Origin of the sequence: Pseudarthrobacter sp. B4EP4b (genome assembly GCF_006680095.1) — a bacterium.
Lineage (GTDB): Bacteria > Actinomycetota > Actinomycetes > Actinomycetales > Micrococcaceae > Arthrobacter.
The window spans coordinates 16,325-41,449 of record NZ_VHIJ01000060.1; the positions used below are offsets into that span (position 1 = coordinate 16,325).

25 protein-coding genes are annotated in these 25,125 nt (G+C 66.9%); 5 read left to right on the forward strand and 20 right to left on the reverse strand.

Annotation, left to right across the window (positions count from 1 at the left end):
* Positions 1-24: 24 nt before the first annotated feature.
* Entirely contained in the window at positions 25-2,709 is a 2,685-nt protein-coding gene (gene polA / locus FNL14_RS19860) for a DNA polymerase I (RefSeq protein ID WP_142063740.1), read from the reverse strand.
* A 193-nt stretch (positions 2,710-2,902) separates the two neighbouring features.
* On the opposite strand from polA, the gene FNL14_RS19865 reads away from it, so the two are divergent.
* Positions 2,903-3,379: a hotdog fold thioesterase gene (locus tag FNL14_RS19865; RefSeq protein WP_142063651.1), complete on the forward strand. Its 477-nt coding sequence runs from the start codon at positions 2,903-2,905 to the stop codon at positions 3,377-3,379.
* Positions 3,380-3,528: 149 nt separating this feature from the next.
* Here FNL14_RS19865 and FNL14_RS19870 read toward each other — a convergent pair whose 3' ends face one another.
* The 8 genes from FNL14_RS19870 to FNL14_RS19905 all read right to left on the reverse strand — a co-directional run bounded on the left by FNL14_RS19870 (position 3,529) and on the right by FNL14_RS19905 (position 10,372).
* A complete protein-coding gene (locus FNL14_RS19870; RefSeq protein ID WP_142063654.1) occupies positions 3,529-4,092 on the reverse strand; it encodes a dihydrofolate reductase family protein in 564 nt (187 codons plus the stop codon).
* 60 nt (positions 4,093-4,152) lie between these two features.
* Positions 4,153-4,374: a hypothetical protein gene (locus tag FNL14_RS19875; protein WP_091418747.1), complete on the reverse strand. Its 222-nt coding sequence runs from the start codon at positions 4,372-4,374 to the stop codon at positions 4,153-4,155.
* A complete protein-coding gene (locus FNL14_RS19880) occupies positions 4,371-5,678 on the reverse strand; it encodes an inorganic phosphate transporter (RefSeq protein ID WP_142063657.1) in 1,308 nt (435 codons plus the stop codon). Before FNL14_RS19880 ends, FNL14_RS19875 begins: the two co-directional genes overlap by 4 nt.
* 152 nt (positions 5,679-5,830) lie before the next feature.
* Positions 5,831-6,340, reverse strand: coding sequence for an HAD domain-containing protein (locus FNL14_RS19885; RefSeq protein WP_142063660.1), 510 nt, complete (start codon positions 6,338-6,340; stop codon positions 5,831-5,833).
* Positions 6,341-6,357: 17 nt separating this feature from the next.
* A complete protein-coding gene (locus FNL14_RS19890) occupies positions 6,358-6,993 on the reverse strand; it encodes a hypothetical protein (protein ID WP_370455889.1) in 636 nt (211 codons plus the stop codon).
* Between the two features lie 120 nt (positions 6,994-7,113).
* A complete protein-coding gene (locus tag FNL14_RS19895; protein ID WP_142063665.1) occupies positions 7,114-7,545 on the reverse strand; it encodes a VOC family protein in 432 nt (143 codons plus the stop codon).
* 107 nt (positions 7,546-7,652) lie between these two features.
* Positions 7,653-8,351, reverse strand: a complete 699-nt coding sequence (locus FNL14_RS19900) for a response regulator (protein ID WP_142063743.1) — start codon at positions 8,349-8,351, stop codon at positions 7,653-7,655.
* A gap of 77 nt (positions 8,352-8,428) precedes the next feature.
* The gene (locus tag FNL14_RS19905; RefSeq protein ID WP_255470935.1) at positions 8,429-10,372 is read right to left on the reverse strand and encodes a DUF4118 domain-containing protein; all 1,944 of its coding nucleotides are present in this window, start codon (positions 10,370-10,372) and stop codon (positions 8,429-8,431) included.
* A gap of 115 nt (positions 10,373-10,487) precedes the next feature.
* Here FNL14_RS19905 and FNL14_RS19910 point away from each other — a divergent pair, with 115 nt between their 5' ends.
* Entirely contained in the window at positions 10,488-11,108 is a 621-nt protein-coding gene (locus FNL14_RS19910; RefSeq protein WP_142063669.1) for an L-threonylcarbamoyladenylate synthase, read from the forward strand.
* A gap of 4 nt (positions 11,109-11,112) precedes the next feature.
* Here FNL14_RS19910 and ligD read toward each other — a convergent pair whose 3' ends face one another.
* Positions 11,113-12,135 carry a non-homologous end-joining DNA ligase gene (gene ligD, locus FNL14_RS19915; protein ID WP_142063671.1) on the reverse strand — a complete coding sequence of 341 codons (1,023 nt, stop codon included), beginning with the start codon at positions 12,133-12,135 and terminating at the stop codon, positions 11,113-11,115.
* Positions 12,136-12,204: 69 nt separating this feature from the next.
* On the opposite strand from ligD, the gene FNL14_RS19920 reads away from it, so the two are divergent.
* The gene (locus tag FNL14_RS19920; protein ID WP_142063673.1) at positions 12,205-12,882 is read left to right on the forward strand and encodes an alpha/beta family hydrolase; all 678 of its coding nucleotides are present in this window, start codon (positions 12,205-12,207) and stop codon (positions 12,880-12,882) included.
* On the opposite strand, the gene FNL14_RS19925 is transcribed toward FNL14_RS19920, so the two are convergent.
* Positions 12,863-14,173: a LuxR C-terminal-related transcriptional regulator gene (locus FNL14_RS19925; protein WP_142063675.1), complete on the reverse strand. Its 1,311-nt coding sequence runs from the start codon at positions 14,171-14,173 to the stop codon at positions 12,863-12,865. The genes FNL14_RS19920 and FNL14_RS19925 overlap by 20 nt on opposite strands.
* A 24-nt stretch (positions 14,174-14,197) precedes the next feature.
* Positions 14,198-15,751 (reverse strand): AAA family ATPase, encoded by a 1,554-nt coding sequence (locus FNL14_RS19930; protein WP_181762717.1) that lies wholly within the window; start codon positions 15,749-15,751, stop codon positions 14,198-14,200.
* 161 nt (positions 15,752-15,912) lie between these two features.
* On the opposite strand from FNL14_RS19930, the gene FNL14_RS19935 reads away from it, so the two are divergent.
* Positions 15,913-16,137, forward strand: coding sequence for a hypothetical protein (locus FNL14_RS19935; RefSeq protein WP_142063681.1), 225 nt, complete (start codon positions 15,913-15,915; stop codon positions 16,135-16,137).
* Between the two features lie 58 nt (positions 16,138-16,195).
* On the opposite strand, the gene FNL14_RS23385 is transcribed toward FNL14_RS19935, so the two are convergent.
* The 4 genes from FNL14_RS23385 to FNL14_RS19950 form a co-directional block, all read right to left on the reverse strand.
* Complete coding sequence (locus FNL14_RS23385) at positions 16,196-16,351, reverse strand: hypothetical protein (protein ID WP_170850751.1); 156 nt, start codon at positions 16,349-16,351, stop codon at positions 16,196-16,198.
* Between the two features lie 153 nt (positions 16,352-16,504).
* On the reverse strand, positions 16,505-19,147 hold the full coding sequence (hrpB, locus tag FNL14_RS19940) for an ATP-dependent helicase HrpB (protein ID WP_142063684.1): 2,643 nt from the start codon (positions 19,145-19,147) through the stop codon (positions 16,505-16,507).
* A 24-nt stretch (positions 19,148-19,171) separates the two neighbouring features.
* Positions 19,172-19,717 (reverse strand): hypothetical protein, encoded by a 546-nt coding sequence (locus FNL14_RS19945; RefSeq protein ID WP_142063687.1) that lies wholly within the window; start codon positions 19,715-19,717, stop codon positions 19,172-19,174.
* A 10-nt stretch (positions 19,718-19,727) separates the two neighbouring features.
* Positions 19,728-20,141: a hypothetical protein gene (locus tag FNL14_RS19950; RefSeq protein WP_142063690.1), complete on the reverse strand. Its 414-nt coding sequence runs from the start codon at positions 20,139-20,141 to the stop codon at positions 19,728-19,730.
* 281 nt (positions 20,142-20,422) lie between these two features.
* Between FNL14_RS19950 and FNL14_RS19955 the strand changes: the two genes are divergently transcribed.
* Positions 20,423-20,836, forward strand: a complete 414-nt coding sequence (locus FNL14_RS19955) for a CBS domain-containing protein (protein WP_142063693.1) — start codon at positions 20,423-20,425, stop codon at positions 20,834-20,836.
* 181 nt (positions 20,837-21,017) lie between these two features.
* Here the strand turns inward: FNL14_RS19955 and FNL14_RS19960 are convergent, their stop codons facing one another.
* The 4 genes from FNL14_RS19960 to FNL14_RS19975 form a co-directional block, all read right to left on the reverse strand.
* Complete coding sequence (locus tag FNL14_RS19960) at positions 21,018-23,180, reverse strand: elongation factor G-like protein EF-G2 (RefSeq protein WP_142063709.1); 2,163 nt, start codon at positions 23,178-23,180, stop codon at positions 21,018-21,020.
* Positions 23,181-23,224: 44 nt separating this feature from the next.
* Positions 23,225-23,650, reverse strand: a complete 426-nt coding sequence (locus FNL14_RS19965) for a ChaB family protein (protein ID WP_091418722.1) — start codon at positions 23,648-23,650, stop codon at positions 23,225-23,227.
* Between the two features lie 119 nt (positions 23,651-23,769).
* Positions 23,770-23,976: a hypothetical protein gene (locus FNL14_RS19970; protein ID WP_142063712.1), complete on the reverse strand. Its 207-nt coding sequence runs from the start codon at positions 23,974-23,976 to the stop codon at positions 23,770-23,772.
* Between the two features lie 155 nt (positions 23,977-24,131).
* Positions 24,132-25,076: a 5'-3' exonuclease gene (locus FNL14_RS19975; protein WP_142063715.1), complete on the reverse strand. Its 945-nt coding sequence runs from the start codon at positions 25,074-25,076 to the stop codon at positions 24,132-24,134.
* Positions 25,077-25,125: the final 49 nt, after the last annotated feature.

Below are 25,125 nucleotides of genomic sequence, written 5' to 3' on the forward strand. Positions count from 1 at the left end.
CTGCGCCACCGGTCGGCGGGACTTCTAGTGCCCGGCGTCGTACCAGCTGGGGCCAACACCGATCTGGACCTCGAGCGGAACGCTGAGGTCGGCGGCGGCGGCCATCTGATCGGTGACCAGCTTCTCCACCGCTTCCCGCTCCCCCGCGGCCACTTCCAGGACCAGTTCGTCGTGGACCTGCAGCAGCATCCTGGACTTCAGGCCCTGCGACTGGAGTTCCGCATGCACGCCAAGCATGGCCCGTTTGATGATGTCCGCGGCAGAGCCCTGGATGGGGCTGTTCAGCGCGATCCGTTCGGCATTTTCGCGGAGCTGCCGGTCGGTGCTGGTGAGGTCGGGCAGGTACCGGCGGCGCCCCTCGATGGTTGCGGTGTAGCCGTCCACGCGGGCCTGGTCCACCACGCCCCGCAGGTAGTCGCGGACCGCACCGAACCGGTCGAAGTAGTCCTTCATCAGGGTTCGGGCCTCGTCCACCGAAATCTCCAGCTGCTTGGACAGGCCGAACGAGGTCAGCCCATAGGCCAGGCCGTAGGACATGGCCTTGACCTTGGAGCGCATGGCGCTGGTGACTTCCTCGGTGGGCACGTGGAAGATGTTCGAGCCCACGAACCGGTGCAGGTCCTCACCGTCCTTGTACGCCTGGATCAGGCCCGCATCGCCGGAGAGATGGGCCATGATGCGCATCTCGATCTGGGAGTAGTCCGCGGAGAGCAGGCACTCGTAGCCGTCGCTGACCACAAAGATCCCGCGGACACGGCGGCCTTCCTCGCTGCGGATGGGGATGTTCTGAAGGTTCGGGTTGTTGGACGAGATCCGCCCCGTTGCCGCGACATTTTGGGCGTAGGTGGTGTGGATCCGGCCGTCCTCGGCCACCGACTTCTTCAGCGACTCCAGCATCTGCCGCAGCTTGGCCGCCTCCCGGTGGGCCATGAGCTGGACCAGGAACTCGTGTCCGGTTTTCTCCAGGAGATTCTTCAGGGAGGCGGCATCGGTGGTGTAGCCGGATTTGATCTTTTTGGTCTTGGGCAGCTGGAGTTCCTCGAACAGCACGGTCTGCAGCTGCTTGGGCGAGCCGAGGTTCACCTCATGGCCGATCGCCGCGAACGCCTGCTCCTGGGCGTTGTCGATGACCCTGGCAAGGTCTGCAATCTGCTCATCCATCCGGGCCATGTCGATCCCGATGCCCGCCAGCTCCATATCCGCCAGCACACGGCTGACCGGGAGTTCGAGCGTGGAAAGCAGTTCCTCCGCGCGGCGCTCCTTCAGTTCCGCCTCAAAGAACCTGCTCAGTTCAAGGACGACGGCGGCGGCCTGCACCAGCGCGCCCGCGGCGGCCTCGTCGTCGCCGTCGAAGGACAGCTCCAGCTGGCCCGCCTTGGCGGTGGCGGCCGGGATGCCGACGTTGAGGTGGTGCTGGGCGAGTTCGGCGAGCTCGTAGGTGCGCCGGTCCGGCTCGATGAGGTAGCCGGAGATGGAGGTATCGTCCACGACGCCTTCGAGCTCGAGGCCCCGTGAGGACAGTGCTTTGAGCGCGGCCTTGAACCCGTGCATCACTTTGGGTGCTTCGGGGTCGCGCAGCCAGCCGGCAAGGACGTTTTCGGCGTCGGCGTCCTGGCCGGCGAGGTCGATGTAGGCGGCGCCGCCGTCGCGGACGATCGCCAGCCCGGCGGCGTCCTCGCCGATCCTTCCGGGAACCAGGTCCACGGCGAGGGCGGACCGCTGGCCGGCGCCCGCCGCCAGGAAAGCGGTCAGTTCCGGAGCGCCCGACGGCGTGATGAAGTCAGGCGTTTCGATGCTGGCGCGCTCGGGGGCGGGGGTGTCGTCGTCGCCATAGAGGGCGAAGAGGCGGCCGCGGATGGCTTTGAACTCGAGCTCGTCGAACAGATCCTCAAGGGCTGCCTGGTCGGGACGGGGCTGGTACAGGTCATCGAGGGTGACGGGCAGTTCCAGGTCTGCGTGGAGCCGGTTCAGCCGGCGGTTGCGCTTGACGGACTCAACGTTTTCGCGCAGGGCGTCTCCCACCTTCCCGCCGATGGAATCGAGGTTTTCCAGTACGCCTTCGAGCCCGCCGTAGAGATTGATCCACTTGGCGGCGGTCTTGGGTCCCACGCCGGGCACGCCCGGAAGGTTGTCCGCCGTCTCCCCCACCAGCGCCGCGAGGTCGGAGTAGCGGGCGGGGCTGACGAAGTACTTGGCCTCAATGGCGGCGGCATCCATTTTGGGGATGTCGCTGACGCCCTTCTTCGGGTAAAGGACAAACACGTTGTCAGTGATGAGCTGGAACGCGTCCCGGTCACCCGTGACCAGCAGGACTTCGAAGCCCGCCTGATCGCCCATGGCGGCAAGGGTTGCCAGGATGTCGTCCGCCTCGTAGCCGGGCATCTTGATGGTCTTGATGCCCCAGGCCTCCATGACCTGGCCGATGAGGTCGATCTGGTTGTTCATCTCGCGGGGCGTCTCGTTGCGGCCGCCCTTGTAGTCGCTGTAGTCGGCCTTGCGGTGGGTGGTCTCATCCGAGACGTCGAAGGCAACGGCGATGTGTGTGGGCTGCTGTTCCTTGATCAGGTTGATCAGCATGGACGTGAAGCCGTGGATAGCGTTGGTGTGCTGCCCGTTGGCGGTGGAGAACTTGTCCGCGGGCAGGGCGAAAAAGGCGCGGAAAGCCATGGAGTGCCCGTCCAGCACCAGCAGCCGCGGCTGGCCCGTCATGGGAACCACGGGGGCGGCAGTTGCTGACACCGATCCGCCGGCCTCTGCCGGGTCCTTCTCCTGAACTGCATCGTCCTTGATGGCAATGTCCTGGAGGGCGGTTGAGCCCTGCGGGGCGTTGTGGTCCTGGCGGACGTTGGACGGGAAGGGGGCCGGTTTGGTTGTTTCACTCACAGGTGCCAGCCTAGTTGCCATGATGGACAATTTCACGCCCGGCCCCTACGCGGGGGAGCTTGCTGCCGCTGGAGTCCCGGAGCACCTGCACCGCTGGCTTGGCCAATTCGGGATTGGCGCACTGGTGGTGAAAATGGGCATCCATTTCCTGGAGATGGGCCCTGAGCGGACAGTGGCCACCATGCCGGTGGAGGGCAACACGCAGGTGGCCGGAATACTTCACGGCGGGGCGCACGTGGTGTTGGCGGAGACCCTCGGTTCGTTTTCGGCTGCTATGCACGCAGGCCCCGGCCGCCATGCGGTTGGCATCGAGGTCAGTGCCACCCACCACCGTTCCATCTCGGGCGGCACGGTGACCGGTACCTGTACAGCGATCCACCTGGGCCGGACGCTTGCCACGCACGAGATCGTTATGACAGATGAGCAGGGCCGGCGGCTGTCCACGGCCCGCATCACCAACATGATCCGGGACAACGCCGGCCCCGCGCAGGGTTAGGCCTGGCGCCGGGACGCACGACGGCGTCACGCAGGGCAGCCTTCTGGCCTGCCTCGGGTGCCACAACGCTAAACGGCGCGGTCCCGCCGTCGGGCAGTCCCGAAAACCATGCCCTGCGTGACGCAAGAGGGACGTAGGGGCGGCGTGTCCTAGCGGCCGTCTGCCTTGCCGTTGCCGTTGAGCAGGTACCGCAGCTCAATGATGCCGCTCCCCATGGCGCGGGATCCAGTCAATTCAAGCGGCGCCGTGGGGCCTGTCAGGGGCAAGAGGCGCTTGCCGTTGCCCAGGACCACCGGGATCACCGAGAGGATGAGTTCATCCAGCAGGCCGGCCTCGGCAAACTGGGCAGCGAGGTCTCCGCCGCCCACCAACCAGATGTTCCGGCTTCCGGCGTCCGCCGTGAAATCCGCCATGAACTCGCTGACGTCCCCGCGCACGAACGTGATGTCCGCGCCCGCAGGTGCTGTGTGCTCATGCCGGGTGAAGACGTAGCAGGGTGTTCCCGGGTACGGCCAGTTGCCCGACTCGTGCTTCATGAGCCAGGCGTAGGTGCCGCCGCCCATCACGATGCAGCCCACGCCCGCCATAAAGGCCTCGTAGCTTTCCATGCCGCCTTCGAAGCCGTCGAACTGCAGGAGCCAGCCAAGGTCGTCGGCGGGAGTGGCAATGAATCCGTCAAGTGACGCGGCTACAAAATACTGGATCCGTGACATGCCACAAGCCTAGCGAGCGGCCCCGTACTGGCCAATGGCTGGTGCGCGCTTCCCTGGGGGCTAGCGGGAGAAGTAGGGAATGATCAGGTAGAGCCCGAAGAGCACAGCAAGCCCGCACAGGCCAAAGCACGCGTAGGCAAGGGACCTTTTGAAGCCCGGCGAGGCCTGCTGGGCGTCGCCGGCAATGGCGGTGAGCCGAACGCCGAGCGAGTAGAGCACCACCACAGTTACTGCGGCCGCCAGCGTGGCACCGGCCACGGTCAGCAGTTCCAACCACTTCATCGCTGGGCATCCTTCGTTGTGGTGGCTTCGGCCTCTGCCTCAGCCGGAGATTCTGTAGGGGTCGAAGCTTCCGCCTCGGCCTTCACCTTGGCTTTCGCTTTGGCCTTCGCCTTGGCATCTGCACGGGCGCGGGCCATTGCCTTCTTCTTCGCGAAGCGGACGGCCTGGCCGGCTTCCTCAACCTCGACGGCGTTGTGGTGGCCCACAGCGGACTTCCGGGAGTAGAAGAACATAAAGAGTACTGCTGCCGTGCCCGCGATGGCGGCAATCAGGACGCCCACCACCCCGGTCTTGACGAGCAGCGCTGTGAGCGCGCCCACGATCCCCGCAGCAGGAAGGGTAAACAGCCAGCCCAGGGCGATCTTGCCTACCATGTTCCAGCGGACCGTGGTTCCCCGGCGGCCCATGCCGGAGCCGATCACGGAGCCGGACGCAACCTGCGTGGTGGAAAGGGCGAAACCGAGGTGCGAGGACGCGAGGATGGCGGAAGCGGTGCTGGTTTCCGCGGCGAAGCCCTGCGCGGGCTTGACCTCCGTGAGGCCAGAACCCATGGTCCGGATGATGCGCCAACCGCCGGCGTAGGTGCCGATGGCGATGGCCAGGGCGCAGGCTGCGATCACCCAGACCTGGGGGCCCGAGCCCGGGGTCTGGGTGCCGGCGGCAATAAGCACCAGCGTGATGATACCCATCGTCTTCTGGGCATCATTCGTGCCATGGGCCAGGGCCACCAGGCTGGAGGTGAAGATCTGGCCCGTCCGGAAGCCGCCGCGCTTCTGCGTCAGCTTGGACCCCGTTTCGGGATCCTGGCGGGCCGTCAATGCGTAGGCAAGGCGGGTGCAGACGTAGGCAACGGCTCCTGCGATGACCGGAGCAAAGATTGCCGGCAGGATCACCTTCTGCAGCAGCGTCTCAAGATTGATGGAGTTGAACCCGATGCCGGCGATGGCCGCGCCGATCAGGCCGCCAAACAGCGCATGGGATGAACTGGACGGCAGGCCCTTCAGCCAGGTGATCATGTTCCACAGGATGGCACCCATCAGGCCCGCGAAGATGATGTCCGGCGTGATCTGCACGCCATCGGAGCCTTCACGGATGATCCCGCCGGAGACCGTTTTCGCCACCTCTGTGGACAGGAAGGCTCCCACCAGGTTCAGGATTGCTGCGAGGGTCACGGCTGTCTTCGGCTTGATCGCACCGGTTGCAATGGGCGTGGCCATGGCATTCGCGGTGTCGTGGAAACCGTTCGTGAAGTCGAAAAATAGTGCCAGTGCGATGACCAGCGCCACCATAAAGGTGATATCCACCTGTTGCCCAATCTGCAGAGTCGACGTTCAGCAGTTTCTTTCCCCCGGCTGCCTTGCACAGCATAATTCACCAGCTGTTCGCTTGGAATGACCTGCGGCGTTAACTCAGCCGGCGTGAAACCTTATCGATCGTACGCGTCCGGGGCAGGAGGTCAAAACAACGGTTGCCTGAGGAAGGAACGCACCGCTTCCAGTTCCGACGGCGAAATCCCCTGCCTGGGATCCGGCGAGACAACCAGCAGCCGATGGCCCATAATCCGGGCCCAGGCCTGGGCTTCGGCCTCGTAGGCGAGCTGGTCGTCCACCCAGGCGACGGCGTCGGGCGATGTCCGTTCCACGTCGTCCTGGATGGCATCGAGCTTCCACCAGCCGGGACCGCTTCCCGCTCCCCCGGCCATCAGGTGCGGCCACCGGGCGCCGTCCAGGCCAATCGCCGGACAGAGGTATTGGGGCGCCAGCTCCTCCCAGCTGGTCAGCCAGACACACCGGAGTTCCGCCGTCGCCGCCAAGCTGTTCAGTCCGGCCACGAGTTCGGGCGCGAAGGCCACTGGCAGGAGGCCCGCATCTGCGTACCGCCACGCCGTTCCCCACCCGTTGCTCCCTGCCGCACCAAACGGACAGAGGACGCCGTCCACGTCGAGGTACAACGTGCGGAGGGCCATTGTTCATCTCCGGGAACTCAGCGGTGCTGCGGGTCCGAGGGCTGCACGCCGGGCTCGAGCATGGGGGAGATCTTGTCCTCCAGCGCCGCCAGGGTGACGTCCGGCAGCACAATGAGCCCGTCCAGTTCACGGCGTGCCCGCTTGTATGCGGCCTGCCGTTCAGCCGGGGTTGCCGCCTGATCCTCGGCGATTTTCAGCAGCTGCCGGGCAGTGGCCAGCCGCTCACGCTCCGGCCCCGTGAACTTGCTGTCCCTGAGGCGCCTGGCCTCCCGCTCGGCGACGTCCAGGGCCACACTGAAACCGTCAACGGCCTTCCGGTACGCCTCCACGCGGGAAGTAGCGGTCATTTCCGTCGGGGATGAGGGCCTGAGGCCGTCGGCTTCCCGTTTGGCGCGCAAGAAGGCCACGGTGAGCGGTTCACGGACATCGGTCATCAGTGGAAAGTCGATGAGCTTGCCCACATCGAGCTCGTACTCCAGCCAGCGTTTGTTGGTGGCATCATGGGCGGCCATCAGCGATTCGACGTCAGCCACGGAGGCCTTCTCCGCCGCATGCGCCTGGTTCCGGAGCTTATACAGCTCCACCTTCCGCTGGTGGCGCCGGTCACCGGCCTTCCGCCAGGTATTTGCCCAGTGGCCGGCGAGGGCGCTCATGGGGAAAACAAGCCACCATTTATCCGAAAGAAAATCAAGGAGGGACTCCACGCGTCCATCGTCGCACTGCGTGGCGTCCCCCCTCAAGGAAACACGGCCGGGCCACGCCCGGCCGCCGGGTTACGACGCCCCGGCTGCCTGCTGGTTGTTGACGTTCACAAGCCAGGACACCCCGTACTTGTCGGTGCACATGCCGAAAATGTCACCCCAGGGAGCCTGCTCCATGGGAACCGTTACGGTGCCGCCCCCGCCGCTGAGCTTGTCGTAGTAACCACGCAGTTCGGTCTCATCTTCACCGCTGAGGGAGATGGAGATGGACGAGCCCGAACTGAACTCCATGCTGTTCGGGGTGTCGGCACCCATCAGCACCAGGCCCTGTGTGGTGGTCAGCATCCCGTGCATGATCTTTTCGGCCTCAGCCGGGTCCTCGCTGGCTTGAAACTCTCCAAAGGTGCTGAGTGTCAGCTCACCGCCGAAAACCGACTGGTAGAAGTTCATGGCCTCCCGTGCGTTGTCGCGGAAGCTGAGGTAGGGGTTGAGTGTGGTGGGCATAGCTGGATCTCCTTGAGTTTGAACTGAAAGGAATGGAACCAGACAACATCCTGCCCCACCAGGCAGGCCTCTGGGTAGGGGGCAGGACAGCCCCGTCTGGCCGAATTCTAGGGAACGAAGCGGTACCCGATTCCGGGTTCGGTCAGCAGGTGGCGGGGATTGCCGGGGTCGGCTTCGAGTTTCCTGCGCAGCTGCGCCATGTAAACCCGCAGATAGTTGGCTTCCTTCTGGTAGGCAGGCCCCCAGGCGTGCGCCAGCAGTTGCTGCTGCGTGACGAGGCTTTTCGGATTCCGCACCAGGATTTCGAGGATGTTCCACTCAGTGGGTGTGAGCCGCACAGCGGTTCCGTCGCGAAGCACCTGCCGGTGAACGAGGTCCACTGAAAATCCGGACGATGCCACCACCGGGGCTGACTCCGGACCCGGAACCCGCCGCATGAGGGCCCGAAGCCGTGCCTGGAGCTCGTCCAGTCCGAACGGCTTGGTGATGTAGTCATCGGCACCGGCGTCCAGCGCTCCCACCTTGTCCGATGAGCCGTGCCGCGCCGACAGGACCAGCACCGGCACGGAACTCCACCGGCGAAGATTACCCAGGACCTCTGCGCCGTCCATGTCCGGCAGCCCGAGGTCCAGGACCACAACGTCGGGGACGTTCCGCCCGGCAGCGGCGAGGGCAGACGCGCCGTCCTCCGCGACAGCAACGTCATAGCCATGCGCCGCCAGCGTGATGCGCAGCGCCTTCAGCAGGTGGGGGTCGTCATCCACCACGAGGATCTTCGCACCCTGCGGCGCAGCCTCCTGAACCATGGGCTCATGCCGGACGGCCTTCTGGAGTCCGGCCTTTTGCGACCCTTCCTGTCCTGGTCCTGCCGGGGATTGTCCGCTCATGTCAGCACCGTCCCGCTGCCTGGAACCGTATCCGCATTCGCGGCAATACTGCCGGCGCCACCGGGGCTTCCGGTGGAGAGCGGCAACCGGATGATCATCGTCAGCCCTCCCCCTGGGGTCCCCTCGGCGCTCAGTGTTCCCCGCATGGCCTGGACGAAGCCCTGGGCGACGGCCAGTCCCAGGCCCAGGCCGCTGGCATGGGGCAGGTCATCAACCCGCTGGAACGGCCTGAACATGTCCAGCACCTTCCGCTCGGGAACGCCGGGACCATGATCGACGATGCGCAGTTCGCCGCACGGGTGTCCCTCAGGAGTCACACCGCCCAGCCCGTCCGCCGTCGTGGTCACCGACACTCCCGAGCCCGGGGCATGCTTGAGCGCGTTCTCAAGGATGTTGGCAATGACCCGTTCCAGCAGCCCGCGGTCCGCTTCCACCGGCGGCAGGTTGGCCGGCAGCGCCACCGCAACAGCACCGTCCGGAAGCCCGCGCAACGCCGCATCAATTGCCTCGCTCCACCTCACCGGGCCCAGCAGCGGCTCCACCGAACGGGCGGTGATCCGGGACATGTCCAACAGGTTCCCCACCAGAGAATCGAGCCGGTCACTGCACGCATCAATGGTCTCCAGCAGCTCTCGCTGCTCAGCCGGCGTATAGGCAACACCATTTTGCAGGAGCCCGCCGGCCGCGAGTTTGATTCCGGCCAGCGGGGTACGCAGGTCGTGGGAGACGGCCTGCAGGATGGCCGTGCGCATGGTGTTGCCTTCTGCAAGGCGCAGGATCTCGTGCCGGCTGGACTCCAACTGCCGGCGCTCCAGTTGGGCTTTGACATGCACCGCGAAGGCGCCGAGCAGCCTCCGCCCTGCCGGCGGCACCTCCCTGCCGAACAGGACCAGCCACGTCACCGGGTCCACCTGGACGGTAGTGGCGCCCGGAAGGCCGCGGAGGTCCTGGGCTCCGTCCTGCCAGCCGGAAATATCACCGGCTCCCGCCAGCAGGAGCGGCGTGCGCCCTGTTCCCTGACCCTTCGGATCCCGATGCCCGGCGGCCGGGAGGTTGCTGACGACGGCGGCCCCGGAGGCACCGAAGGCATCGAGGGCTTCAGCGAGCAGGCCGTGGAGGGTGTCCTCGGACCGGGACGCGCCCAAGGCAAGATCACCCAGGGTGGCGGCTTCGGCCTGTGCCCGGGACGCTTCCTTGGAACGCCGGGCAGATCCATCCACCACGCCGGCCACCGCCACCGAAACGCCGACAAATACCGCCAGCGAGAGCAGGTCCTGGGGGTCGTGGATGGCGAGGTCGCCGAGGGGCGGAGTGGAAAAGTAGTTCACCAGCAGGCTGCTCCAGAGGGCACCCGAAACCGCCGGCCACAATCCGCCCACCAGTGCTACGGCCACGGCGCCGGTGAGCTGAATCAGCACCGCGGTGGCCACACTGTGATCGAACATGGCCAGGAGGAGCTGCAACAAAGGCGGAAGAACCGCGGCGAGGGCAAACCCGAACCCCGTCCGCGCCCGGCCCAGTTCCGGCCGCCTCCCCCGGCCGCCGGAGTACCGGACCAGTGGCACCACCTGGACGTCAATGTCCGCCGCCTCCCGCACCACTTTGGTGTCCACGCCCAGGCTGAAGGGGGCCGTGATCCTGCGGCGGCGGGACTGGCCCACCAGGATGTGGGAGGCCGCTGCCGAGCGGGCGAACTCCACGAGGGCGGCGGCGGCATCGGAGGCCGATACCGTATGATAGCTGCCGCCGACGTCTGCAACCAGGCGGCGCTGGGCTTCGAGTGCCTGCGGGGACTCCGCCCGGGTCCCGGCCGGGGTGCGTACATGGACGGCGAGCAGTTCCCCGCCAACGCCCCGGTGGAGAAGCCTCGCGGCGCGGCGCACCAGGAGTTCCCCGTCGTCGTCGCCCTGGAGGCCCACGACGATCCGTTCCATAGCCATGAGCCACATTCTGCCACCCAGTCCGGCCCCCGCGTGCCGTGCGCTCCGCCCACACCACATGCGGCGGGCGCTTCAATGGTGCGGCGGCGCGGCGCGGGAACGTAGGCTCGGGTACATGGCCAGATACTTTGACGTTCATCCGCAGGATCCGCAGCCCCGGGCCATCGCCCAGGCAGTACGCATGGTGCTCGACGGCGGACTGATCGCCTATCCCACAGACTCCTGCTATGCGTTGGGCGCCCAGCTGGGCAACAAGGACGCCCTGGACCGGATCAGGAGCATCCGCAGCCTGGACGACAAGCACCATTTCACCCTGGTCTGCAAGGATTTCGCCCAGCTGGGGCAGTTCGTGAACATAGGCAACGACGTCTTCCGCAGCATCAAATCCGTGACCCCCGGAAGCTACACCTTTATCCTGCCTGCCACCAAAGAGGTTCCGCGGCGGCTCCTGCACCCCAAAAAGAAGACAGTAGGAGTCAGGATCCCCGACAACAGGGTGGTGCAGGCGCTGCTGGCAGAACTCGGTGAGCCCCTGCTCTCCAGCACGCTGCTGCTGCCGGACGAGGAAGACCCGCTGACCCAGGGCTGGGAGATCAAGGAGCGGCTGGACCACCTGGTGGACGCGGTGATCGATGCCGGCGACTGCGGGGCGGAGCCCACCACCGTAGTGGATTTCTCCAGCGGAGTGGCTGAGGTGGTCCGGCGCGGTACCGGAGACCCGGCACGCTTCGAATAGTCCGTCAGTCCTGCTTCCGGGCGCGGCTGGGCTGCACCCGGGGCGGCTCGCCCGGCATTTTGGGGTAGTCCGGCGGGAATGGCATCTCCTCGAGGCCGGCCTTAAGGTCCCGCTCCCACCACTTTAGAAGCGTGTCGATGGTGCCCGATGTGCTGTGCATGTCCGCCCACGGGTCGCCCACAGTTCTGAGCCGGTCCGGCACGGTCAGGATGGTGAAGTCCTTCGGGTCGGCAGTCTCCAGCTCGTCCCAGGTGATCGGGCAGGAGACCGAAGCATGCGGCAGCGCACGCGGGCTGTAGGCGCCGGCGATGGTGCGGTCGCGGTTGGCCTGGTTGAAGTCCAGGAATACCCGCTTCCCCCGTTCTTCCTTCCACCACGCGGTGGTGACCTGCTCCGGCATCCGCCGCTCCACTTCACGGGCGGCGGCAATGACGGCATGCCGCACATCGAGGAACTCCCGCGTGGGCTCGATGGGGGCGTAGACGTGCAGCCCGCGGTTGCCGGAGGTCTTGATGAAGCAGGTCAGCCCGGCCTCGGCCAGGACCTCCTTCATCACCAGCGCCGCGGGGACGGCATCCCCAAAGTCGGTGCCCGGCTGCGGATCCAGGTCGATGCGCAGCTGGTCCGGGTTGTCGGTGTCCGCGCTGCGCGAGGGCCACGGATGGAAGACCACCGTGTTCATCTGGACAGCCCATACGGCAGCAGCGGGCTCATCCAGGATCAGCATCGGATGCGTGCGGGCGCTGGGAAAAACCACCTTCTGCGTCCGGATGAAGTCCGGCGTCCCCTTGGGCGGGTTCTTTGAGAAGAACATCTCGCCATTGACGTTGTCCGAGTACCTCTGCAGGGCCACCGGCCGGTCCCCGTTGGCCGCGATGAAGGCTTCTCCCACGTCGCACATGTAACGTGCCAGGTCCAGTTTGGTGAGCCCCAGATCCGGCCAAAGGACGCGGCTGGGGCTGGAAATGCGCATCTCACGGCCGCCGTCGGGGCCCGGAACCATAATGGTGGTCTGTTCGCTCGCCATGGGGACAACGTACACCCCGGCTCCGGAAACCGGACAGATTTCCGCCTCCCGGTCCGGCATGATGGAGGGATGCCAGCCCCGGAAGTTCCCCTGACCATTACGGTGGGCGACGTGACCGTCAGCGCAGCTTATGCCCGCCCCGACAATCCTTCCGCCACGTTGGTGGTTGCCCATGGCGCCGGCGCCGGGATGGAGCATCCGTTCCTCACCGGGTTCACGGCGGCACTGAACGGGCTGGGCGTGGCGACGCTGCGCTTCAACTTTCCCTACCGCGAAGCCGGAAGGAAGTTCCCGGACCGGCCGCCTGTGGCCATCGCGGCGTGGCGTGCTGCCATGGCCGCTGCCGCCGGGCAGGCGGGGAAGCATCAGGACGCTGGCCCGCTCTGGGCGGCCGGTAAATCCTTTGGCGGCCGGATGGCGTCCATGGCTGTGGCGGATGGTATGGACGCTGCCGGGCTCGTCTACCTGGGGTATCCCCTGCATCCGCCGGGCAAGCCCGAGAAGCTGCGGGACGAACATCTGTACGGACTGTCCGCTCCCATGCTGTTCCTGCAGGGCAGCCGGGACACATTCGCCACTCCGGAACTCCTGGCAGACGTGGTGTCCCGCATCGGCCCCAATGCTGTCCTTCAGTGGGTGGAGGGCGGCGACCACTCCTTCGCTGTCGCCGGCACCAGGCGCCCCGCCGCTGAGGTGGGCGCCTCCCTGGCCGGGCCGGTGGCAGCATTCATCCGGAGTTCCGGGTGACGGCTTTCGCAGCGGCGAGCCGGGCCAGGTCAACCCGGTTGGCTGCACCTGTCTTCCGCAAGAGGCTGGAGATGTGCGAACTTACCGTTTTTTCACTGATGACCAGCGCCTCGGCAATCTCCCGATAGGTTCTTCCCGCCATCACATGATTCAGGACAGCCGACTCGCGTGGCGTCAGGCCGGGAAGCCCGCCTCGTTCACCATTCCCGGTTCCAACAGGTACCACCGGCACGCGGGCATGGACCGCCAGCCGCTCCAGCGCGTCGCGATGCGGAATTGCATTTAGCGCAATGGCCAGGGAAAGTCCATGCCGCAGCAGTCGGGCCGCGAGGCTCCGGTGGGCTTCCCCACCCGTCAACAGGACTTCGGCCGCCCTGCGGCAGCAGTAGACCTCTTCCCAGGGAAGGGCGCCGATCCTGAAAGCCTCCGCCGCAGCCGCCCATTGCTCCCCGTTGGCCGGAGAGAAGCCTGCCCGTCCGAGTTCGGCGGTGTACAGCAGTGAGAACGCAACCAACTGGCTCCGGTAGAGGGTGGACTGGACCCCCGGTTCCCTGAGCACCTCCGGGAACTCCTCCTTGAGGCGGCGGGAGGCTGCCACGAGACCTGCGGTTGGTGAACCGGAATCCCTTGCCTGCCCGGCCCTGTCAGCCAGGGCCTTGGCCGCCAGCGGAACCAGCCATTCACACATGGTGGGCGGTGGTCCCGGACGCGTGGCACCGGCCATGGCGGCTTCGAAGGATTTCTCCGGATATCCCCCGGCGGCCTCCACCTCGGCACGGACGGCAGCAACGTTGAGGTTCACAAAGGCGGCCGTGTCCTGATTAATTTCTTCCGCCCGGGCCAGCTGCGCCCGGGCTTCCAGTACCCTGCCTTGCAACGCGGCCAGCCTGGCCGCAGTCAGCCTTCCACTGACGTCCCCCATTGGTCCGGGATCAAAGCTCCTTACCGTCCGCAGCGCCTCCTGGGTACGTTGCCAATCGCCGGCGGCAAGGTAGCTCGCGGCTTCGTCGGCTGCCAGCTTGGACATGTATGCGTGCGGCGCAACATGTGCGGCAAGTTCCCTCCTGCCCGCGCGCATCAGGTCTGCGTAGCGGGCGCTGGCCCAGGTTTCCTGGGCATTCCCCACCCAGGCATAGGCATGGACATAGGCCCAGAAGTCGCGGGCTGCCAATGCGTCGGCCGCCGCTTCATAGGCGAGCCGGACAGCTTCGTCCGGACGCTCACCAAAAACTGCTGCCATGGCCGACGACGTCAGCGCATAGGCCATGGCCCGGGGGGTGGCCGGACGCACGTGCCAGTTTGAGCGCCTGCACGGCTACTGCGTCAACGCCGCTGCGGACGTGCCACTGGGACGCGTGCGCCAGCTCTGCCAGTGCGAAGGCGTGCTGCCAGCTGCCCGGCTGCACGGCGGAGAGGCGCACGGCTTCGTTGACGTCCTCCGCAGTAAAGAACGCATGGCCCAGGGACCAGCGCAAGTGCATGCGCCGGACCCGCAGTTCAGCTGCTGCCAGTGGTTCCCGCACTGTGTCCAGGCTGGCAAGCAGTTCCTCCACCGCTTCCAGCTCGGCGGCAAATGCCCTGCAGCAAAAGCTTCGGTACGCACCCGGTCCCACAGTTCCCGGAGCCGAATGTTCGGTGAACGCGCCTGTTTCCAGAGAGAGACGGCCCGCTGGAGCATTCGAAGGGCGTCCCCGGAGGCCCCGGAACGCGCAGCGGCGTCAGCTGCCGCCACAGCGCATCGAAAGGCTTCATCAACATTTCCGGCCAGGTAGTAGTGATCCGCCAGCGCTGTCAGGCGGTCCCCGCCCGGATGATCCCTCAACTGGTTCTCATAGAGAACGCAGAAAGCCGCGTGCCACCGCTTCCGCTCGTCCGCGGAAAGGCCCTGTTCAAGGACTTCGGCGATGAGCGGATGATGAAACCAGTAGGTGCCGTCAGGTTCGAGGTCCAGGATTCCAGCCTCTGTTGCGGTCCTGAGCAGCTGGGGCACCACGCCTTGAACGGAGTCCATGGCGGCAATCGATTCAAGGTCGCCGCCCGAGATGGCCCGGCCTCCCACTGCAAGGATTCGGGTCAGGTTCCGCACCTCCTCCGGAAGGCCCCGCCACGACCGCAGGACTGCCTGCCGGAGGTCCACCGGGAAACCCGGCGGCAGTTGGGCGGAACCGGTTGCCAACCCCTCGGACAGCAGGAGGTTGAAGTAGGGATTCCCGCCACTGTGCCGGAATATTTCGGTTACCAGGGACTGGCCGGGGGGCGAGCCCAGCAGTTGCCCAAGCTGCGCTTCCGTGCCTGGCCTGTCCAGCGCCGGCAGTGTGCAGAGCCGGACCCCTGGCAGCCGGCGGAGGTCGGCCAGCCAGGTGTGCAGGGCGTGGGCTTCGCCCAGTTCTCCTGTGCGGAGCGTACACACCAGGCCAAAACGCCGGTTGGGCGGGCCGGCAGCCAGGTACATCAGCACATCCAGGCTGTCCTGATCGACCCACTGCAGGTCGTCAATGACCAGAAGTACGGGCTGTTCGTCCGCAACGGCGCTGATCCATTCGTCGATGCGCAGGGCGGCATCGGGCAGCGGGACATGGGTTGCAGAGGAGAACAACGGAGCGGCCAGGGCCGCAGGTGCCGAACGCAAACCCAGGTAGGGCACTTCCTGCCCTGCAAGGGGCAGGGCAGCGCCTTTGACGATCACCACATCGGTACCCGCCGCGCACGCCTGCTCCACTAAGGCCGTCTTGCCTACGCCTGCGTCGCCGCTCACGATCAGTGTGCGCGCTGTCCCGGATCGGACTGCCTCAATAAATGCGGCCAGGACAGCGAGCTCCTGGTCCCGTCCCACCAAATCGTGTGCACCGGCATCGTCTTTGAATGCCACGCTCCCAGCTTTACACCCGCGCCCTGATGACTGACAGGGCTGCATGCCCCCTATTTTTTAAGGGCCTGCGGGAGTTTTTTAAGGGGCGCTACCGGATGTGCGCGCGAACCTCTGGCATGAGGCTGGAAGGGCCACCCGAGAATCATTTGAAAGGCCCAACCATGTTTTCCGTTTCCCTGCCACCAGTCCGTGCCGCCGCCACGGCAGCGCTGCTGCTGGTCGCAACTGTTCCGGGATATCCCGCTTTCGCTTCAGCCGGGCTTCAGGAGGCGCCGGGGAACAGCTATGAGCCCTGCCCCCTGACGCGCATCGGCACCCAATTGGTCCGTTGCGACAACCTGACAGGGGCCGGAGCGGAGGCACCGTATTGGATTCCGGAACAGTGACGGAGCGTTCTGCCGGAGCCGGGCACTAACGGCCGGCGTTTCAGTCCCCGTGGCAGTGCTACGCGGCTGCGTCCTCGTGCCACCAGCCTTCCCAGGCGGCGGAGGTGAGGCGGCCTTCGGGGAACTCGCTGGTTCCGCCGGCGCCGTTTTGGGACCGGCCGTCCTCGAAGCGGCGGCCGTCGAGCAAAAGGTTAAGGCTGTTCAAGAGAAACATCTTTACGTCCTTCCATGTCTGATGTGGACCACTCTGTCCAGGTAGGAACGAGCCTAACCGGAGCATGTTTCAGCCCATCGACGGGACGTTTCGGCTGTGTATCTTAGTTCTCACGGAGCCTGGACCAGGCTGCAAGGCGTGCCCGGAATGCGGCTACTGACGGGGTTTGACGCGTGCGGTGGCGGTGGCCGCCCAGGGATCCTCGGGCCAGGGGTGCCTGGGGTAGCGCCCGCGCATTTCAGCCCGGACCTGGGCGTAGGGGCCCGACCAGAAGGACGTGAGATCGTCGGTCACGGCCAGGGGGCGCCGCGCGGGCGACAGCAGGTGGAACAGGACCGGCACGCGGCCGCCCAGAAGCCGGGGTGTCTCTGCCCACCCGAAGCACTCCTGCAGCTTGACGGCCACCACCGGGCGGCCCGTGTGATCCGCAGCCTCCGGGTACCCGATCCTGATCCGCGACCCGCTGGGCACCTCGAGCCATTCCGGCACGAGGTCATCAAGTTGGGCGGCCTCCGGCCAGGGCAGCAGCCGCCGGAGCGGGCCGGCCAGGTCAACGGAACGTGCGGCTGCTCCGCCGGCGAGGGCTTCCAGCTCCGGGCCCAGCCACTCCTCGAGCCGCAGCAACAGGGCCTGGTCCGAGACATCCGGCCAGGAACCATCCAGTCCGTGGTGCAGGAAGGCGAGCCGGCGGCGGAGCGCCTCTGCCGCCGTCGACCATTCCAGGGCGCCGAGTCCTTCCTTTTTCAAGGCCTTCGCGACGGCGGCGCTCCCCTCGGCCCGTGACGGCCGGACAGGGGTGGACGACAGGACGATCGCCCCGAGGCGCCGGACTTTTCGTGCGGACACGCGGCCGCCTGCAAATTGCGCTTCGACGGAGTCCGTCAGGAGGCGCCCGGCCGCGGCTTCGGCGAGGTCGGGCGTCAGCGGTGCGGCGGAGCGGATCACGGCGCCGGTGCCGGCGGCATCCCTGCCGTCGGCACGGGTTACTTCCGCCACGGCAAGCCATTCGTGGCCGGACAGGGAACTGCCGGCGGGCAGCCCGGCGCGGGTTCCGGAGGACAGGAGGTAGCGGTTGGGCGGGTCGCCGTCCACGCGGCGTGCCACCCGGTCGGGGAAGGCAAGGGCGACGACGGCTCCCACCATTGCGCTGCCGGTCACCGGCGATGGCAGGACGGGCGAAGCGGAGAGCGCACCGCGCTGCGCCAGGGCGGCAAGCCGGCGGGTGTCCTCCGCCCAGCGCCGGGCAGCTGCGCCTTTTTCATCACGGAGCTGGGACAGGAGGCGGGTGAGGTCTGCGCCCGGAGCCCGGTGGTCAGCCGAGACCAGGGCCACTGCCTCCGCGGCGGCCAGCTGCCCGACGGCGGCCGCTCCGTCCAGCAGCGCCCGGCCCAGCCGCGGATCGGCCGGGATGCTGGCAAGAAGCCGACCCGCGGCGGTGACGTGGCCGTCAGGCGCCACGGCGCCCAGTTCGCGGAGTACTTCCATTGCGTCGTCCATGGCCTGCCCCGGCGGCTGGTCCGGCAGCGCGAGGCCTTCGCCCCGGGGAGAACCCCAGGCAGAGAGCAGCAGCGCGGCGCCGGTGAGGTCCGCCACCCTGATTTCCGGCGTGACGTGGGCAGGGGCTGCGCCATAGGCCTGCTGGTCGTAGCAGCGCACCACACGCCCCGGTCCCTGGCGGGCAGCACGTCCCGCCCGTTGATCGGCCGAGGCCCGGGAACAGGAAACCGTGACCAGCCCGCTCATGCCCCGGCCAGCGTCGCGGCGCGGCTCGCGGGTCAGGCCGGAGTCAATGACCAGCCGGACACCGGGAACCGTGAGGGAGGACTCGGCCAGGTCGGTGGAGACAATCATCCGTGCCTTGCCGCCGGGCAACCGCCCGGAAACCGCCAGATCCTGTTCAGCGGCTGTCACTTGGCCATGGAGTTCCAGGACGTCAACGCTGCTGCCCAGCTGCCGCCGAAGGTCGGCCGCGACCCGCGAAACCTCCCTCGCGCCGGGGAGGAAAACGAGCGCGTCACTGGAGGTGTCGCCCCTAAGTACCCGGGTGAACTCCTCCGCGGCCGTCCGGGCCACGTGCTCCAGGAAGGCGGGCGTCACTCCCCTGCCGTCCAGCCGTGTCCCGGGCGCGGGCCGCCAGTCCGTGTGAAGGGTGTGAAGCACTGAGGTGCAGTCCACTACGGGAGCCGGCGCCCCGTCGTCCTCAGCACTGCCGCCGCTGTTGGAAAAAAGTGCAGCAAACCGCGGAGCGTCCAGGGTCGCGGACATGGCGACGACGGTCAGGTCACCCCGAAGCTCCCGGACCTCGGCGAGCATGCCCACCAGCAGGTCCGTTTCCATCCCGCGTTCGTGGACCTCGTCAAGGACCACCGCTGCCGTGCCTCCGAGGCCGGGGTCGGCCAGCAATCGGCGCAACAGGATGCCGGGCGTGACGAATTCGACGACGGTTCCCTGGCTTGCCTGCCGCTCGCCCCGCACGGAGTAGCCAACGCGCCCGCCCAGAGCGCTGCCGTCCAGCACGGCGAGGCGCCTGGCGGCCGCCCGGGCAGCAACGCGGCGGGGCTGGGTGACCACAATGCGTCCGCTGCCGTGTGCCATGAGGTTTGCAAGGAGCGGCGGGACGAGCGTGGTCTTGCCGGTCCCGGGCGGCGCCTGTACAACTGCCGCCGGTCCTGCCCCGCCACCGACCGCCCGGGTGAGGGCAGGCAACGATTCCGCAAAGGCCAAACCGACACCAATGGTCCCAAGATCAAAGGGTTTGGGCGCCACCGGCTGCTGCTGCCTTCCCGAAGAAGTCATTCGTCCATTGTGCCGGAACCGGGGCTAGGGTTTCCCCTTGCCTTTGCCCTTTGACTCCTTGGCCGGACCCGGCACCACCGGTTGCGGCTGGACCGGAGCCGGTGCCGGAACCAAGGCCGGCTGTTCGGGTTGGGTTTGGGGTGCCGGTTCCGCAGGCTCAGACTGTGTAGTCGGCTCGGATAATGCCGGAGCCGGGACTACTGGTGCGGGGGCCGACGCTGCCGCAAGCTGGCCATTGATGTCCGCCCGCACGTCCTCCACCGCGGCTTCGATTCCGCGGTAACGGGACAAGGAAATCAGGCCCTGGCCGGCGGCATCGTTCAGGTCCTTCTCCAGTGCCTCAAGTGCGGCGAGCGCGCCGTCCATCCTGTTCTCTGCCGCCGCCTGGCTGATGTTCAGGACCCTGACCTGCAGGCCCCGAAGTGTCCCGGCATCAGAATCCCGGGGCTGCAGGAGCGGTGCGGCGGTATACAGAACCACGGCAAGGCAGGCGGCACCAGCCAGTGCAGCGGCTGCACGCCACAGCCAGGAGTTTTTTCGGCCGGGACGGCCATCACTGCCCGCGGCCAATACCGGAGCCTCAGGCGGCATGCCGGCCCCGCAGCGGAACCATCGCCGCAGGCCGCGCCGGAAGCACACTTACTGGAGCCATCGATTCACGGGCAGCAGTTGCATGGGAATCCGGTGTTGGGAAAGCGGATGTTTGGGCGATTGCTGCCGGGGCCATGGCCGCCGGCCGGGCCGGCAGGACACTGACCGGCGCCGTGTATACAGGAGCCTCAGCAACACTGGCGGCGGCCCGCCGTGCGAGCAGCCGCTTGACCGCCACGCGCAGCAGGATGGCGATCGACTGCCCGAGGCCCAGCCCGAGGAGCACGTGTCCTGCAAGATACTGGCCCCCGTGGCCGGCAGCACCAAAGGGAGCGCTGAGGGCCGCGGCTGCACCGGCTGCGGCAACCACCAATGCCGAAGCGGCGGCGAAAACTGTACCCATGGCCTCTTCCTGTCTCAATTAATCAGCAGGCTTACTAGTATTGGTCAGCAAGCTTACTACCTGATTGCGACGAAGCAAGCATTGATCTCGAGGAGACCGGAGCCCGCCGAGCGGTCCTAACTCCGGCCCTGGGCAGTCATACTCCACCTCTGGACACTAATAATCAGCAGGCTTAGCATTTTTGTCATCAGCTGGTTCTGCGGGCCGCCCATCAAGAGCCAGGTCCCGAAGGGCCACCCGAAGAGGCCGTCGACGCGGCACCACATCAGGAAGGAGCGATCATGGCAACGGCACGGGAAATCATGACCGGGGGCGCGGAGTGCGTGGGTGAAAACGAAACCCTGGAAGCGGCCGCACGGAAGATGAAGGAACTTGATGTGGGCTCACTGCCCATCTGCGGCCAAGACAACCGGCTCAAGGGCATGCTCACGGACCGGGACATCGTGGTTAAGTGCTTGGCGGAGGGCGGGGATCCGCGGACAGCCACGGCGGGTCAGTTCGGTGAAGGCAAGCCCGTCACCATCGGAGCCGATGACTCCATCGAGGAGGCCATCAGGACCATGCAGGACCACCAGGTCCGGAGGTTGCCGGTCATTGACGGCCATGACCTGGTGGGCGTCCTGAGCCAGGGCGACATTGCGAAAAACTACCCGGAGGACCGGGTGGGCGAACTGGTGGCCTTCATTTCCTATTGACTCCGGCGTTGCAGGACCGGCGGTGCAGGACCGGCGTTGCAGGAGCAGTAGCCGAAACGGCTCCGGGCGCCGGGTCAGATGCCCAGGCTGGCGAGGGTGCGCTGCAGCGTTTCCGCCGAACGCTGCAGCGCCTCGGGTCCGGACCCGTCCATGGGGCTTTCTTCTGCTGCCGATCCCCTGATCAGCGGGCCGCCGCGGCCAGGTTGCCCGGCAGGGGATCATGCCGGAGGTAGTGCCGGCTGAACGTTCCGGTGCCAGCAGTCAAAGCGCGCAGCTCCACCGCGTATTTCAGCAGTTCCTGGTCCGGCACTTCCGCTGTGATTTCGGTCCGGTCCCCGCCGGATGACGACGTCCCGGTGAGCCTGCCCCGACGGCCGGAAAGATCGCTCATCACTGTGCCCACATGCTCGTCCGGAACGCTGAGCACCACTGACGAGACAGGCTCGAGCAGCTGGATGCTTCCCGCGGCGGCGGCCTCCCTCAAGGCCAGGGCGCCGGCCGCCTGGAACGCTGCGTCCGAGGAATCAACACTGTGCGCCTTGCCGCCTACCAGGGTCACCCGAAGGTCCACCACAGGAAACCCGGAGGCAACGCCTCGTTGCATCTGCGCCCGGACACCCTTTTCCACCGACGAAATGAACGTCCCGGGAATGACCCCGCCCACAGTCTTGTCAACGAACTCGAAACCTGCGCCCCTGGCCAGCGGTTCCACCTCGATGTCGCACACGGCGTACTGGCCGTGGCCGCCGGACTGCTTGACGTGCCGGCCGTGCCCGGCCGCCGGGGCCGAGAAAGTTTCCCGCAACGGCGTCACCACGTCCACAGTGTGCAGCTTCACGCCCTGGTCGCGGAGCCTGTCCAGCACCACTTCGGCGTGCGCCTCCCCCATGCACCAAAGGATCAGCTGGTGGGTTTCGGCGTTCCGTTCCACCCTCAGCGTCGGGTCTCCGGCGGCCACCTTCCCCAGGCTGCGGGCGAGGGCGTCCTCGTCACTGTGCGAATCGGCTTCGACGGCCACCGGCATCAGCGGCTCCGGCATCTCCCATGTCGCCAGCAGCAGCGGCTGGTCCTTCGCGGAGATGGTGTCCCCGGTCTCCGCGGTGCCCAGCTTGGCCACGGCCGCGATGTCACCGGCGATGCAAAAAGGGACGGGCCGGAGGGTGGATCCCAGCGGTGAGTAAAGGTGCGTGAGCCGTTCGTCGGTGTCATGGTCCTGGTGGCCCCGGTCCGCCAGCCCGTGCCCGCTGACATGCACGGGCGTGTCCCCGCTCAGGGTGCCGGAGAAGACCCGGACCAGGCAGACGCGGCCCAGGAAAGCATCAACCGTGGTGCGGACAACCTCTGCCGCGAGCGGCCCGGCAGGGTCGCAGGCGAGGGCGCGCACCGGGGAACCTGACAGGTCGGTGGCCCGGGGCAGGCTGCGCTCCGGTGGAGATGGGAACGCTTTCGTGAGGAGCTCCAGCAGTTCGGCGGTTCCCAGCCCGGTCATCGCCGAGGCGGGCACGGCCGGGAAGAAGGACCCGCGGGCGACGGCGGTTTCCAGATCAGGGATAAGGACGCCGGCATCGATGTCCTCCCCGCCAAGGTAGCGGTCCATCAATGTCTCGTCTTCGCTTTCGGCGATGATTCCCTCGATCAGCTCAGCCCGGGAAGACTCCGCGTCCGCCAGTTCCCCGGGGTCCGCCGCCCGCGCCGCCGGGCCGGAACCCTCCGCTGGATACTCGAAGACCGTCCCGGTCAGCAGGCCATGCAGGCCAGTGACTTCCCCGCCGGCCCGGACCGGAACGTACAACGGCAGCACAGTGTCGCCGAACGCTTCGCGGCAGGCGGCCAGGACGCCGTCGTAATCAGCGCGGGGATGGTCCAGCCGCGTGATGACCACTGCGCGGGGCATGCCCAGGTACTGGCACTCCTGCCAGATTGCGGTGGTGCCTGCATCCACCCCGTCCACGGCGGAGACGGCGAACAGGACGGCGTCCGCGGCGCGCAGGCCCGCGCGGAGTTCGCCGATGAAGTCCGGATAACCGGGCGTGTCGAGGAGGTTGACCTTGATGCCCGCCACGGGCAGCGGCACCACTGACAGCGCCACCGAGCGCTGCTGGTGGATGGCGGCGGGATCGGAGTCGCTCACGGTGGTTCCGTCGACCACAGAGCCCTTCCGGGTGATCATGCCGTTGGCTTCCAGCAGCGCCTCGATGAGGGTGGTTTTGCCGGCGCCGGACCGGCCCACGAGCGCCACGTTCCGGACCAGGGCAGGATCCCTGGGCGTGATGCCGGCGGAGCCGTTGCCCTGGCGTCCTTCCGGCCCGCCCCGGCCTGCTGCGTCCTTGCCTTTCACCGACATCGGAACCTCCTGGCGTCCTTGCCTGGTTGTACTGGCTGCTGCTCTTACTTGCCGCGCGCCTTGCGGGTTGCGGCGTCATTCGCCTTTTGCAGCGCTTTGACGAGTTCTTCTTTGTCCATGCTGGAGCGGCCGCTGATGTCCAGTTCCCGGGCCCGCTCCATCAGGTGCTTCTTGGAGGCATTGGCGTCCACGCCGCCCGCAGTGGGCTCTTTCGAGCCAAGTCCCTTTTCCGCCCGCTCGTCCGAAGGCCCGCGCTTCTCCTTGGGCTCCCAATGGTCGCCGACCTTTTCGTAGCTGTGCTTCAGGGAAGCGTAGGCGGCACGCGCTGCGCGGCTTTCGTCGTTGTCATAGGACTCCATGGCAGAGTCGTAGGTTTTCGCGAACGTATCCTGCGCCTTCTGGTCCGATCGTTGCAGGGTTGAGGGAAGCTCATCCTTGCGGGCGTGATCGTTCTTCCCGGTCTTCGGCATGGCACTCACCTAACTTTCGTCAGCAGGACTGATCATGCGGAACACACCCAGCTTAGCCACGCCCTGCTTTGCTTGTCTGCTGCCCGGACCGCCCGCAACCTGTGACCGGGAAAAGTCCGTCAACGCGGCTCCGGCCATTGGTCCGGGTCATAACCGTAAAGACGCGGCGGGCGGGGTGCCTGCCCGGGGTCAGCAGGCGCTTCCTCCCGGCCGGCAGCTTCGGATTCCTCCTGCTGCGGTGCCTCGGCATCCCCTGCCTCGTCCGGGCCGCGTTTCTTCCCGCCGTCATTTCTGCCAGTACCGCGCCTGTGCGGGCTGTCAGCCATAGCCACTCCAATCCCCCGTTGAAGAGGTCCGGCTGCTTGAACCATTGAAGCCACCCTAGCGGCAGGGTATCCACCCTGGGATGTCACTTTTGCTCAAGAAATAGGCAGTTTTCCGCACTCCAGGCAGGCAGGCATCCAGCGCTGCGCGGAGGGATTCAGGCCGGCACGGTGCGGTCCAGTGCATCGAGGAGGCGCCGGACAGAGCCGCCCAGGTTCCAGTCCACGGCGAGGCGTTCCAGCTCGGCGCGGGCTTCGCCGGTAGCGGGGTGCAGCCGGGCGCCTGCCTCTTCCAGGCTGGGCAGCTCGAGGTCACGGACAAGGCGTACGACGGCGGGCGCTGCCTTCAAGTAGTCCTCGGCGGCTTCCAGCTTGGCCCGGACCGGTGACGAGAGGCCGCTGCCGGCGTCCGCAGCCGCCTCGAGCAGGTTTTCAAGGGTTCCGTACTTCAACAACAGCGATGCCGCCGTCTTTTCACCGATCCCCGCGACCCCGGGCAGTCCGTCGGAGGCGTCACCGCGGAGGGTGGCGTAGTCGGCATATTGCTGGGGCAGCACGCGGTACTTCCCCACCACCACCTGTTCGGTCATCACATCCAGGTTCCGCATCCCGCGGGCGGTGTAGATGACCCGCACTTGCCGCCCGTCGTCGCAGACCTGGAAAAGGTCCCGGTCCCCCGTGACCACGTCCACCGGAATGCCGGCATGGCTGGCGTAGGTGCCCACCACGTCGTCGGCCTCGTGGTCCGGCGCCCCGACAATCGCGATGCCGGCCACGCCCAGTACCCTGCGGATCATGGGCAGCTGGGCCTCAAGCGCGTCCGGCACCACCTCGATGTCCGGAGCGCCGGCGTTCACTTCTGCCACCCTGTGGGCCTTATAGGTGGGGAGCAGGTCCACCCGCCATTGCGGCCGCCAGTCGTCATCCCAGCAGGCGATGAGGTGGGTGGCGCCGTAGTCCGTGGTGAGCCGGGCAATCATGTCCAGCAGGCCACGGACAGCGTTGACGGGTGTCCCGTCCGGGCGGCGGATGGAATCGGGCAGGCCGTAGAAGGCACGGAAGTACAGCGAGGCGGTGTCCAGCAGCATCAGGCGGTCAGGCATACCCTGATCCTGACACGGAAAACGGCCTCCCGGGGCAGCATGGCCCGGC